A 13,351-nucleotide genomic window follows, 5' to 3' on the forward strand; every position below is an offset into this window, starting at 1 on the left:
TCCCACCAAGCGCATATCGAGTGGTGGCGAGTGGAAGGGGCGGTCCGGATGGCGTCCTCGATCCAAATATCCAGGTCTGCAGGCGCGGGCCGGCGAAGTGGCAGCACGCAGTCTTGTGGGCCGAACGCTCGCGGGAATTGAGTCGCGATCCAGTGGATGCCGCGGCGCGTGCTGACCGTGGTGTCGGCCGATGCCGACGACATCGTCGGCCTCTCGGAGCAGCCGCGAAGTCCGTCCCCTGGGCATGGCAACCGGCCGGGGACCATGGGACAACCGCTTTGGCGCAGTCCGCCTCTGGTGGGTGATGTCAGGGCTCTTCGGGCCGGCAGAGCGCCTGGTCGTCCGTCAGGGAGATGGTTGCCCAGATGGTCCGGGCTCCGTCATCGGCGACGTAGGTTCCCAGCGCTCGAGTCGAACTGGCGATGATGCCGAAGCCACGACCGAATTGCAGGCCGTTGTGCCAGTGGTGCTTGTCCGCGGAGGTGATTCCCTGGTCGCGCACCTGGATGCGGAGATCATTGCGACGTCGCCGCAGCTTGGCGGTGATGACGGTACTGTCCGTGTGGACGACGGCATTCGTGGCGAGTTCAGTCGTGACCAGCAGGGCTGTGTGACGAACACTTTCGTCCGCTAAGCGCTGCTGGTCCAGCCATAAGCGAGTCAGGTGCCGGCAGATGGGGACGGCCCGGTCCACCGCTGGGAGCTGCACGACGATCGTGTGTGAGCGGCGCAGTGCCGGAACCGTTGACCGGACCGCGCATGAGTCGGGCCATTGCTCGATGTCTTGGGGGGAAAGGCTGATCCGCGCGCATTCGAAGTCGGTCGCCATGTTTGGTCTCTCCTGGTGCTGTCGGGGTGCAGGCATCAGTGAGAGGTGCCGGTACCCCTGGGGGTGCGGGTCGGCGCCCGACGCGCTGGGATGCGACCGTCGCGTCAGGCATGCACGGCATATCCGTGTTCGACGACGGGATTCGGTGCTTCCCGCGTCGGCGGGACGTGCATGAATGCGTCCGTGATGACGGGAACCAGTGCCATGGCTTTCCCGCGTGTTCCCTTGGTGGCGGAGCCGCATGTCGCGTCAGCCGGCGCCGGCCGACGCCGGCTGACGGATCCAACACTTCTCTCGGGGTGCCCATCGCGGCGATCCGACATGCAGCGGCCGGCAAGCCGACGCGCGGAAGATCGGATGACCGCTTCCCCGGAGAAGAAGGGCAGCCCATTGTTGGATGCCACTGTTATCCGCCTTCGCTGCATATGGCAGCAACACTTGTCGGGTGGATGACACCCGAACGGTGCAAGGTGAAATGATTATAATTCTGGTGTGCATGCCGGGCGCGCTAGGATCGAGTGTCCCTTATGGGCGTCGTTCATATTGTGTGCCTGTGCTTTTCGCTTCTCGGGTCGGGTAGCGCATAGCGCTATAAATATCCAACCGCTTTTCTCTCGAATTGCAAGCGCATCGGTAAACCTGCTCGGTGGATGGCAAAGATCGCGCCATCCCGTACGCGGACGCCGGCCGGTGCTCCGTCGAGACGTGTCCCGCCCCGTGTGCGCCGTCTTTGCGCCCTTCGGAACTTCGTGTGCGCCGTCCTGGCGGCCTACGGTAATTTTCGAGGTGCGTTACCTATGGTTGAACCGGAAAGAAGGAGGCTCTGCCTCCGTGCGCGCGGCTGACCGATATGCCGGGGATTATGAGCCGATGCCGTACGCCAATCGGGTGATGCGGGCGGCATTCCCTTGAGAAGAGGCTGGCGCTTGAAGCATTACTGGAGCACGAACCGGCGGGTTGCCCATCCCTTTCCGGGGACGTGACCGCTACCCGTTCCGGTCGTCACTCCCAGTGTGCAGTGCGCAGTGCGCAGTGCGCGGCGATCAGGTCGAGTCCCTGTTTCAGCAGTCACTCTCCGAAACGTCACCTTGGGATCGCTCCCACCGGCGTCGTGACTCATCAGCGCGATAACCGTCTCCTCTAGGGAGTGCACAATGATCCGTTTCCGTCTCGCCGCTGCCGCCGTAGTCACCACCATGGCGGCCGGCGCGATCGTGGGCATCGCCCCGCTGGCCTCTGCGGCTCCCGCCGCGGCCGTCTCGTCCTGCGTCGCCGACCTGCAGGCCGCGCAGACGTCCAACAACGCGGCCATCGCGGCCGACCAAGCCAGCAACCCCGCCGGCGCCCGCTCGCACAACGTCGCCACCGCCACCTACCTGCTGTCTGCGATCGGAGACTGCCAAGGGCAGCCGCAGGTTGTGGGGTCCAACGTCCTCACGGCGACCGCGACCAACGCGACCGCCCTGGTCTACAACCTGCTCGGCGCGTCGAGCGCGGCGCTGAGCTCCGAGCAGGCCACCGCGTCGGCCATCACCCAGGCCCTGGCCAACGCATCGTGACCTGAGCCGGGCGGGTGGTCAACGCGTCCCCTGGCCCCCGCCCTTCCCCGGCGCAAGCCGGGAAGTACCGCCTGCCGGACGCCTCTCCCCCCAGTCCGGCAGGCGGTACACAGGCCGGGCACCAACCACGGACGGCTGGTGCCTGGCCCAGTCGGCACCCGTGGGCCCTTGCTCCACGGTGCGCTCGTAACCTGCTTCCGTTCACATCTGGCAGGACATCATGATGCTCCGTTCTTTCATGAATTCTCTGTGCCGGTCCCTCCTCATGGCCGGCCGAGGTCGCCCTCCCCTGCCCCCTTTCTATCGACGATTCCTCTGCAAAGGGGAGTAGGTCGGTGGAAAAACCGGTCCGGATCATACTTACCGGAGGCCCGAGCTGGGCTGTGGTTCCCGATATATGGGAAGTCGCCTCCCTGGAGGACGAACCCAAAGTCAAATTGCTGTGCGGCAATGCCTACGAACACTTCGAATTCTCGGGTTCCTACTCCCTCCATGAAGGTGAGCAGTTGCCCGTCTACCGCTGGTGTCGCCGCACGTATGTAGCCGAATAGTCACGCACTTCACCCTGAGGGGAAACCCATGATCGACTGTCCGTCACAAGCGGGTGCTTCGTGAGGCGCCGCACCGGCGTGCGCGCGCGGGACGCCGTCGTCACCGGGATCGGGCTGTGCCTTCCCGGTCCGCAGAACCCGGTTTTCACCGCCGAGGACCTCTGGAAGGTCGCTTCCACCGGTACGTCCTGCCTGGTCAAGAAGGGCGTCTACTACGGCAGCGTGAACTTGTCCTCAGCAGCGTTCGACGAACACGTACCGGGCATCCCGGAATTCTTCTCACGCCACTACACGGACGCGCACCGCTTCGGCCTGGTGTCACTTGCGGAGGCGTGCCGGGACGCCAGCCTGGAGGTACAACGCGACCTGCAGGACGCGGCCATCCTGGTCGGCCGCGGTGGCGTGGACGCCAACATCGACAGCTACCTCGCCGTGCTGCGGGCCGACCCGGCCACTTACCCGGTGGCCGAGGCGCTGGAGATGTTCGTCGCGGCGGAGCAGGCCGTCACCCCTTCCGACGTCGCCCTGGTCCAGGGGGCGCTCACCCGGTCGAGAGGCGCCAACTTCACGGTGTCGTGCGGCTGCGCCTCATCGGCACTCCAGCTCGGGAACGCCCTGAGCATGATCGCCTCGGGGGAGACCGACATCGCGGTGGTGACGGGAGTCGACGTCTTCAGCATCACGATGATCCGCAACATCCAGCGTCTGCTGAGTGGAGCGCAGCAGGCGTACGACGCCATGCGCTCCGAGGACATGCCGAGCCTTCTGCCATCGTTCGATTCCCTCATGCGTCCGTACGACCGGCGCGCGGACTGCATCAACCACGGCGAGGGGTCGGCGACCGTCGTCGTCGAGAGCCGGGAACACGCCTTCGCACGGGGTGCGCGCCTCTACGGCCAAATCCTGGCTCAGGCCACCACGCGCGACGGACTCGCCAACCCGTTGGCCTGCGAGGAGACCGGCAAGGCACTGGTGTCCGCGGTGGGAAGGTGCCTTGGTGACACCTGGAACCTGGGTCAGGTGCCCTACATCCACGGCGGCAGTGACGGCAACGTGGTCGTCACGACGTTCGAGGCGAACGCCATCAGGGAGCTGTACGGCCCTGCCTCACGCGACCTTCTCATGTCCTCGCAGGAGGGGTGCTTCGGCCACAACGGCGCACCCGCCGGCTGCCTGGGGGTGGCACTGACCCTGCTCATGATGCAGAACGGGCAAGTATGCCCGACCGCCAACTGCGAGCAACCGGACGAGAAGCTGACCTTCGACCCAGTCCCCGGGACACTGTCGCGTCCCCTCGACTTCGACCACGCGTTCACCTTCAACTACCAGGTCGGCGGAGTGAAGAGCGCGATCCTGCTGGGCGGGCCGGACGTCTGATCACCGTGGCTGCCCTCCGATCGCCCTCGCCTGTTGCGGGACCGCGGACCCGGCGCGGTCAGGCGGTCCGAGGTGCCACTGCTCCGGAGCGGTCCGCGCTTGCCCACCCACCCCAGCAAGGAGAGTTCTGTGGTCAGCGAAAGAAACAACCTAGGGCCGGTGAACGCGCCCATCGCCGTCATCGGCATGGGATGCCGACTTCCCGGACAGGCCGATTCCCCGGCCGCCTTGTGGCGTCTGCTGTCGCAGGGGCGCGACGCCGTCGGCGCTCCTCCACCCGGCCGCGAGGCGGCCGGGCCCGGGAACGGGCCGCCCACCGGCGCGCAGCCGGCCCTTCGACACGGTGGCTATCTCGCCGACGTCTCGCGCTTCGACGCGGACTTCTTCGGGGTCGCGGGCCGTGAGGCGGACGTCCTCGACCCCCAGCACCGACTGCTCCTGGAGGTGGGCTGGGAGGCACTGGAACATGCCGGGTTGCCCCCCGACCGGCTTGCCGGCTCCTCGACCGGCATCTTCACGGGGCTCAGTTACAACGACTACATGGACCAACTGGCCGGCCGCCCCGAGGAACTCGAAGGCTCCATCCTGACGAACGGTCATTGCGTCGCCGCCGGGCGGATCTCCTACCTCCTCGGTCTGCACGGCCCGAGCCTCGCCCTCGACACCGCGTGTTCGTCCTCCCTGGTCGCCTTCCACCTGGCCTGCGAGGCGCTGCACCGCCAGGAGTGCGACCTGGCCCTCGCCGGCGGCGTCACCCTCATGCTCGCCCCCCGCGTCACCCGGTCCTTCGCCCGGATGGGCATGCTCTCGCCGAGCGGGCACTGCCACACCTTCGACGCCGCGGCGGACGGATTCGTCCGCGGTGAGGGGTGTGGCGTCGTCGTCCTCAAGCGTCTGTCCGAGGCCCGCCGGGACGGTGACCGCATCCTCGCCGTCGTCCGGGGATCCGCGGTCAACCAGGACGGCCGCTCCGACGGACTCGCAGCCCCCTCCGCCACCGCTCAGCAGGCCCTGTACCGCGCCGCGCTCAACCGGGCTGGTGTCGATCCCGCGCGGATCTCACTCATCGAGGCCCACGGCACGGGCACCCCCGTGGGCGACCCGGTGGAGTTCGCGAGTCTGGCCGCCGTGTACGGCTCGGGTCTGTCACCCTGCGCCCTCGGATCGGTCAAGACCAATCTGGGCCACTTGGAGCCAGCCGCCGGAATCACCGGGCTGATCAAAACCGTCCTGTGCCTGCAGAACGGTGTCATCCCGCCGAATCTGCACTTCACACGGTGGAACCCTGCCATCCGTGCCGACGGCACGCGCCTGTTCATTCCGTTGCAGAACACCACGTGGCCAGGGAAGGAGCCGGTCAGACTCGCCGCCGTCTCCTCATTCGGTTTCTCCGGAACCAACGCCCACGTCATCCTTCAGGAACCGCCGCGTCCCACCCGCCGGACCACTCTGCCCTACCCACGCAATCCCCGGACAGCACCGCCCGAGGTGATCCTCGTGGCCGCCGGGTCCCACAGGACGCTTCCTGAAGCCGCCCGCAGACTGGCGGACTGGCTGGAGACGGAGGGCAGGAGCGTCCCGCTCCGGGATGTCGCCCACACCCTGGCGGTGCGCCGCAGCCCCGGGCGGGGACGCCTCGCGGTGATCGCCCGGTCCCGCGGCGAGACCGCCGAGGCGCTACGGCTGTTCGTCAGCGCCCTGCCGGCACCCGCACTGATCTCCGGCACGGGCGACGTCACCGCCCCCCGCCGTCCCGTCTGGGTGTTCTCGGGCCAGGGTTCACAGTGGACCGGCATGGGCCGCGAACTCCTCGCCCACGACCAGGCGTTCCACAAGGCCCTGACCGAGGTCGACGCACTGATCCGAAGGGAGGCGGGCTTCTCCTGCCTGAACCTGATCCAGGCAGACGAGCCGCTCACCGGATGCCCGAAGGTCCAACCGGTCCTCTTCGCCCTGCAAATCGCCCTGGCCGCCACCTGGCAGGCACATGGTGTCCAACCGGCCGCCGTCATCGGCCATTCCATGGGAGAGGCAGCCGCCGCGGTCGTGGCCGGAGCCCTCACCCTCGCCGGCGGGGTACGCGTCATCTGCCGGCGCTCGGCCCTACTGGAGCGGATCGCCGGCAGGGGAGCCATGGCCAGTGTCGGCCTGGACCGGACCACGGTGGAAGCGACACTCGTCGACGCCGGGGCCGACGCTGTATCCGTGGCGGTGCTGGCGGCACCCGACACCACCGTGATCTCCGGCGACGCCGACCAGGTGGCCCGCCTGATCACGCGGTGGGAGGAGCGAGGCGTCCACGCCGTGCCCATCGCGGTGGACGTCGCCTCGCACAGCCCGCATGTCGATCCCCTGCTTCCGGACCTCCACCAGGCACTCGCCGACCTGACCCCCCGCCCGCCCCACATCCCGTTCTACTCCACCGTGAGTGACGACCCGAGGCAAAGCCCGCTGCTCGACGCCGCGTACTGGTGCGACAACCTCCGCCGACCCGTCCGCTTCCACCCGGCCGTGACCGCCGCGGCCCTGGACCGGCACCAGATCTACATCGAGATCTCGCCCCACCCCGTGGTCACCCAGTCCCTCACCGATTGCCTGGCAGAGCAACTCCCCGACGCCGTGGTCATGCCCACTTTGCGCCGTGGGCTGGACGAGGTCACCGTCTTCCGCACGCAGCTCGCCACCCTCCACTGCCACGGCGGGACCGTCGACTGGAGACCGCTGTACGGCAACGGCTCACTGGCCGACGCGCCCTCCATCACGTACGACCGCACACGTCACTGGGCTGTCGGCCGGCCGGCACCCGCCCACGACGGAGCACTGCCCGGCCGGCACACCGAGGTTCCCGGCGACCCGGTGTGCCATAGCTGGCACACCACCGCTCCGGTCCAGCACCTGCCGTGGCTCGAGGATCACCGCGTGCACAGCGCCCCCGTCCTGCCGGGAGCCGGTTTCTGCGCGGTGTTCCACACGGCCGCCGTCACCGCGCTGTCCGCCACCGCCACGGACATCGACCTGATCGACGTCACTTTCCACGATCTGCTGCGCCTGAACCATGACACCGAACTGAGCACCACCGTCACGCTCGCCGACGGCGGCCAAGCCACGTGCGAGATGCACTCCCGCAACCCGGACGGGTCGTGGCAACTGCACGCCTCGGCCATCGCCCGTCGCGCACTCGCGACCCGCGCCACCCGCACCGCCTCCATCCCCGGCCTGCACCGCAGGCATCCCGTTTCCCTCGACCCCGACAGCCTCTACGCCGGACTGCGCGCCTGCGGGCTGGAACACGGTCCCGCCTTCACCGGCATCACCGCCTTGCGGACCACCAGGCAGCGGGACAGCTTCTGGGCCCGCGTCCGAGTGCCGGAGACGGCGCGGGAGCCGGCGCCCGCACTCAGCGCACACCCCGTCCTGCTGGACCTTTGTTTGCAACTGCTGGTCGCGGGAGCCGCGGCAAACAGCACACCCGCGGCGATCCTGCCGGTCGGGATCGGCACCCTGCGCCTGCTGGGCGACCCTGCCCAAGCCGTTCACGCCCACGCGCTGATCACCGAGAACAGTGGTACGACCCTCTCCGGGAACGTCCGGGCACTGGACCCACATGGCCGCCCGGTCATCGCCCTCGACGACGTGCGCTTCCGCCGCGGCACACCTGCCGAGGACAGTGCCGTCGAGCAGTGGTTCATGGAACTCGGCTGGCACCGCTCGCCCCGCCCGGCCGTCACTGCGACGGAACCCGGGAACTGGCTGGTACTCGGTGAGGGCGACGGCCGGGCCGACAGCCTGAGCGCGATCCTGCGGGCCGCCGGCGCCCGAGTCCGGGTGCGGGACGTCTCCTTGGCGGCCTCGCAGGATCTTGGCCCCCTGACCCAGGTCTTCGCCCAGTACCTCGCCGCCGACGGCGATCCCTGGCGCGCCGTCGTCCTGCTGTGCGGCTCGTCCGCCACGGCCGACACCGACCCCACCAAGGGCGCGCAGCAACGCGCACGGCGGTTGCTCGCCCTCGCCCAGGCGGCTGACGAAACCGGCGGGCCACGACGGCTGTACGTGGCTACCGGGAGGGCGTACGCCGTCCTCGCGGGCGAGGCCGGCCACCCCACCCAGAGCAGCGTGCGTGGTGTGACCCGGGTCCTCGCGGTCGAGCGGCCCGAACTGCGGCCCACGCTCGTCGACACCGATCCCGGCGAGGACGGACTGCGGGCACTGGCCGCCGAGCTCCTCGCCGGCGCCCCCGAGGACGAGGTTGCACTGCGCGGCGGCACCCGATACGTCGCACGCATCGATCGCGCCCCCCTCACACCCGCCGAGACGGCGGCCCGCACCACCCGCACCGTCCGGTTCGGCCACGACGGCTTCCGCTTGCGTATCGGCCGGTTCGGCGACCTCGACAGCCTCGAACCGGCGGCGACCGGACGCCGTAAGCCCGGTCCCGGCGAGGTGGAAGTGCAGGTGCAGGCAGCCGGCGTCAACTTCCGTGACGTCCTTACGTCGCTCGGCATGCTCGGCTCCGAGCCGGCCGCCGTCTACCGCATCGGCTTCGAGTGCGCGGGTGTAGTCAGCGAAATCGGTCCGGGCGTGGACCACCTCCGTCGGGGAGACGCCGTGCTGGCCGTGCAACTGGAGGGCGGCGCCTTCGCCTCCTTCGTCACCGTCCCCGCCACCGCCGTCGTCCCCATGCCACGGGACGTCACACCCGCCACCGCGGCCGGACTGCCCACGGCCTACGTCACCGCGTGGTACGCCCTGCAGCACATCGCACGGCTCGCTCCCGGTGAACGCGTACTGATCCACTCCGCCACCGGCGGAACCGGCCGTGCCGCGATCGCCGTCGCTCGCCTGCTGGGTGCGGACGTCCTGGCGACGGCCGGGACGGAGGAGAAGCGGCACCAGCTCCGCGCGTCGGGCATCCACTGTGTCATGGATTCACGCACCCTGGCGTTCGCCGAAGAGGCGCGGCGGGCCACCGGCGGCGAAGGGGTGGACGTCGTCCTCAACTCCCTGACAGGACCCGCGGTCCGCGCCGGCCTGGAGACCCTGCGCCCCTTCGGACGCTTCGTGGAGCTGGGCGTCCGTGACATCCTGGCCGACGCGGCCCTGAAGCTGGGCCCGCTGCGCCACAACATCACCTTCAGCACCGTGGATCTCATCGAACTGCAGCAGAGCCGACCGGAACTGTTCGCCACGGTGCTGGTCGAAGTCATGGAGCACATCGCCGCAGGGCGACTCAAGCCACTGCTGTGCACCGAGTACCCGTGGGAGAGCGCCGCGGAGGCCTTCCGCCTGATGGCGCGGGCCGCGCACACCGGCAAGATCGTGCTGACCGTGCCCGACCGGGGCGAGACCACCGCCGTGGTGCCCGAGGGCCCACCCGTCGTGAGTGCCGACGGCGCCTACATCATCACCGGCGGGCTGGGCGGGCTGGGCCTGGCCACCGCATGCTGGCTGGCGGAGCAGGGAGCCCGCCGGATCGTCCTGAACGGCCGCCGCCCTCCGTCGCTGGACACGGCGCGGGTGATCAGCGAGCTCGCTGCCGAGACCACCGTCGTACTGGGCGACATCTCGCGGCCGGGCAATGCCGAACGGCTCGTCAAGGCCGCCACCAAGGACGGTGTGCCGCTGCGCGGTGTCGTGCACTGCGCGATGGTCCTGGAGGACGCGGCGTTGGCGACCATCCGGGAGTACCAGCTCAAAAGGGTGTGGGCTCCCAAAGTCGCCGGTGCCTGGAACCTCCACAACGCCACGGCGGGGCGCTCGCTGGACTGGTTCGTCCTGTTCTCTTCGATGAGCTCCCTGCTGGGCAACGCCGGCCAAGGAGTGTACGCAGCGGCAAATGCCTGGCTCGACTCCTTCGCCACCTGGCGTACGGCCCAGGGCCTGCCCACGCTGGCCGTCGACTGGGGGCCGTGGGGAGAGACGGGCCAGGCCACCGACTTCGCCGAGCGCGGGTACGAGACGATTCCCACCGGCAGGGGTCTTGAGGCGCTGCACCGTCTCCTCACCCATAGAAGGGTGCAGACGGCCGTGATCCCCGGGCCGCCTGCGACCTGGATCCCCCGGGCAGCCGCCGACTCCAGCCTGTTCGCCCTCCTGACGCGCGAAGGTGTCCCCGAGGAGCGGCACGGACCCATCGGCGGTAATGCGGACATCCGCGCCCGCATCGAGGCCCTGCCCCCGGGTATTGCCCGTCAGACCGCCTTGGAAAGCTATCTGACCGACCACATCCGGGCGATCCTGCGTACCGGGAGCACCACACTGGACCCGCAGACACCCTTGAAGTCGCTCGGATTCGACTCGCTCCTGGCCACCGAGCTACGCATCCGTCTCGACTCGGATCTCGATGTCCGTCTGGCGAGCAACTTCGTCTGGCAGCACCCGACCATCGCATCCCTCGCCACCGCCCTGGCCGTTCACATGGGCCTGGTGGCGCGGGAGGACGCCTCGCACTCGGACGCCTGACGATCGGCCGAACGCGTTACGGCCGCCGGCCGGCGGCGTCTCACGCCGCTTCGCCCCGCCGAGACAGAGCCGGAACCGGCCCGTCTCGGCGGGGCCTCCTGCCTCCTGGCCGCGGCCGGTGACGGTCACGCCACCGCGGCCCCCGGTGAGGAACGAGGCCGGTACGTGTCCGCTCCGGCCGAGCTGCTGCCCGCCTTCACGCGGACGAAGTCGACCGCGGCGACCGAAGACCCGGTTGGCCGGTTGTTGTCTCCGCTCCGGGTCGCCGTTCGCCGACGTCGGTGACCGTCGTCCCCATGGGGGACCTACCGTCCGCAGTGGCCGGCACTGCGCCGGACCCGGCGGCGGCCGAACCTTCGATCAGTGTCTCCGACGGAGCACCGAGGCCCGGTGGTCCCCGGGTCATCTGTCCGACCACAGGCCGACGAGGGCATGGCCGCCCCGTCAGTCGGCCCGCGCGTGGGGAGCCGATGCTGCGGTTCGGCGCCCGCGCACGCTCCGCATCCGCCCACGCCACGTCCCCCGCGGCGACTCCTGCGGGCCCACCGCGAACATGGCGCCCTTTTCCCGTGTCGGGGGCGTCAGTGCGTCACGACGGGGTTGTTGATGTCCCCGACGACGAAACCGATCAGACTGCCGCAGGTGAGCAGGCACAGTCCGGGGAGCCCGGGGGGCGGTGGGGTGGGGGAGACCGCGGACACCTGGACCGCGGTGGTGCTGCTGGACGCGTCGCATGCACCGTTGCCGTTGTAGGCGGCTGTGATGGTGTGCGTGCCGGCCGTGCTGAAGGACGTGGTGTACGTGGCTTGCCCGTTGGTCCGCACGGGGACGGTGGTGAGGAGGTCACCGCCGTCGAAGAAGGACATGCCCAGGCCACCGCTCGGGTCGGAGCCGCAGCTCACGGTCGCGGCGAGCTGAACGGGACTGCCGATGCTGGTGGACGCCGGCGAAGCTGTGACGCTGGTGGCGGAGGGCGCGGCGGCGGCCGGGCCGGCCGTGACCAGAACGACTGTCAGCGCCGCTGACGTGACGGCCCATCCACCACGAGTACGCCTGCGTAGCACGAGGAACTCCTCCGGGTCGGTTGGTCTGAGTGCCGATGCCGTGCACGCTAGGTCCCCTGCCACGGATCCATGGGGAGGGTGATCACGGAATGAGCCGACCGGGTCAGCAATGGAGAACGTTCGTGTGAAGGGATGGGCGGCTCGGGTGAAACCCGCTCAGATCACGGGGGCCGCGATGCGGTGGAACGTGACCGCGCCGGAGGTCCCCCCGGCCGTCGTCGCCCGGATGGCGGCGTCTCCCGTGGCTCCCGTCGGAACGACCGCCGTCACCTGCGTGTCCGAGACCACGGTGAATCCCGTACCGACGCCGTCCACCTTGACATCGGTCGTGGTGGCCAGCCCGGTACCTGTCAGTGTCACGACCGTGGTGCCTGATGCAGGACCACTCGACGGGAAGACGCTGCTCAGAGTGGGAGCGCTCACGTACGCGTAGAACAGGGAGTTGCTCGATCCCCCTGGTGTCGTCACGGTCACCGCGATCTGGCCGGCGCCCGGTGGGGGCGTGGCGGCGATCTCGGTGGACGACACGACGGTGAAGCTCGCGAACTGAGTGCCGAACCGCACGCCGGTGGTGTTCAGCAGATTGGAGCCCGTCAGTGTGACCGTGTTGTTCCCGGCCGCCGGACCGGCAGTGGGGGACAGCGCTGTGAGCGCCGGGACCGCGGCGTAGAAGAAGTACGACTCCGGCGCGGCGGCGCTGCTTCCCGCGGGCGTCGTCACGGTCACCGGTACCGAACCCGCGATTCCGGGCGGTGACACGGCGGTGATCTGTGTCGGCGACACGACGCTGAAGGACGATGCGTTGACGGAACCGAAGCGGACCTGGCCGGCTCCGGAGAAGTTCGTGCCCGTCACGGTCACGACGGTACCGCCACTGGTGGCACCGCTGGACGGTGAGACGCCGGTCACCGTCGGAGGGGAGGACGTGTAGGTGAACGTGACCGTGGTGTTGCTGGTGCCGCTGGGAGAGGTCACCGTCACCGGCACCGAGCCGGTGCTCCCGGCGGGAGTGACCGCGGTGATCTGCGTTGCGGAGTTGACCGTGTAGGAAGAGGCGTTGGCGGATCCGAAACGCACGGCGGTGGCGCCCGTCAGACCGGCGCCGGTGATGACAACCGTGGTGCCGCCGGACACGGGTCCTTGTCCGGGGTTCACGGAACTGACGACGGGCGGCATGAGGCCTCCTGGAACAAGGGGACGGCGGACGCGGGAAGGCCCGGACGGTCGCGCGGCCCGCGTCGTCTTCCGGGTGGGCGGGGACCGACCGGGTTCGGACCCCCGCGCCGGATGGCGCTCACTGAGGTAGGGACAGGGCACGACGGTTGACGGTCGGTGCCCGACCCGGTGGGCACCACGACGGTCTGTGAACCGGCGGACCGCTCCGCTCGGCAGCAGGGGGGCTGACACCGACCGCCGGCCGGGAAGTCCACAGTGGTAGGCCGCCGGTCAGGTGCGTGCCGAACGGGGGGCATCTGCGTCTCACCGTCTTACTGCACGGGACCGGTGGACAGC

General features: G+C 69.4%; 7 protein-coding genes. 4 read left to right on the forward strand and 3 right to left on the reverse strand.

Features of this window, described 5'->3' with window-relative positions:
• Nucleotides 1-307: 307 nt before the first annotated feature.
• Nucleotides 308-829 (reverse strand): ATP-binding protein, encoded by a 522-nt coding sequence (locus ACIBA9_RS30280; protein WP_399367966.1) that lies wholly within the window; start codon nucleotides 827-829, stop codon nucleotides 308-310.
• A 1,154-nt stretch (nucleotides 830-1,983) separates the two neighbouring features.
• On the opposite strand from ACIBA9_RS30280, the gene ACIBA9_RS30285 reads away from it, so the two are divergent.
• From ACIBA9_RS30285 to ACIBA9_RS30300, 4 genes are all read left to right on the forward strand, one after another.
• On the forward strand, nucleotides 1,984-2,388 hold the full coding sequence (locus ACIBA9_RS30285) for a hypothetical protein (RefSeq protein WP_362164134.1): 405 nt from the start codon (nucleotides 1,984-1,986) through the stop codon (nucleotides 2,386-2,388).
• Between the two features lie 335 nt (nucleotides 2,389-2,723).
• Entirely contained in the window at nucleotides 2,724-2,939 is a 216-nt protein-coding gene (locus tag ACIBA9_RS30290; RefSeq protein ID WP_399367969.1) for a DUF5988 family protein, read from the forward strand.
• Between the two features lie 60 nt (nucleotides 2,940-2,999).
• Nucleotides 3,000-4,316: a beta-ketoacyl synthase N-terminal-like domain-containing protein gene (locus ACIBA9_RS30295; protein WP_399367972.1), complete on the forward strand. Its 1,317-nt coding sequence runs from the start codon at nucleotides 3,000-3,002 to the stop codon at nucleotides 4,314-4,316.
• Between the two features lie 159 nt (nucleotides 4,317-4,475).
• Nucleotides 4,476-10,775, forward strand: a complete 6,300-nt coding sequence (locus ACIBA9_RS30300; RefSeq protein ID WP_399367974.1) for an SDR family NAD(P)-dependent oxidoreductase — start codon at nucleotides 4,476-4,478, stop codon at nucleotides 10,773-10,775.
• A 581-nt stretch (nucleotides 10,776-11,356) separates the two neighbouring features.
• Here the strand turns inward: ACIBA9_RS30300 and ACIBA9_RS30305 are convergent.
• On the reverse strand, nucleotides 11,357-11,839 hold the full coding sequence (locus tag ACIBA9_RS30305; protein ID WP_399367976.1) for an Ig-like domain-containing protein: 483 nt from the start codon (nucleotides 11,837-11,839) through the stop codon (nucleotides 11,357-11,359).
• 156 nt (nucleotides 11,840-11,995) lie between these two features.
• Nucleotides 11,996-13,015: an IPT/TIG domain-containing protein gene (locus ACIBA9_RS30310; RefSeq protein WP_399367978.1), complete on the reverse strand. Its 1,020-nt coding sequence runs from the start codon at nucleotides 13,013-13,015 to the stop codon at nucleotides 11,996-11,998.
• Nucleotides 13,016-13,351 lie beyond the last annotated feature (336 nt).

Origin of the sequence: Streptomyces sp. NPDC051452, assembly GCF_044454765.1 — a bacterium.
Taxonomy (GTDB): domain Bacteria; phylum Actinomycetota; class Actinomycetes; order Streptomycetales; family Streptomycetaceae; genus Streptomyces.

Coding starts and splice junctions, on each gene's coding strand:
- ACIBA9_RS30280 (WP_399367966.1), bottom strand. CDS start 829: ATGGCGACCGACTTCGAATGCGCGCGGATCAGCCTTTCCCCCCAAGAC.
- ACIBA9_RS30285 (WP_362164134.1), top strand. CDS start 1,984: ATGATCCGTTTCCGTCTCGCCGCTGCCGCCGTAGTCACCACCATGGCG.
- ACIBA9_RS30310 (WP_399367978.1), bottom strand. CDS start 13,015: ATGCCGCCCGTCGTCAGTTCCGTGAACCCCGGACAAGGACCCGTGTCC.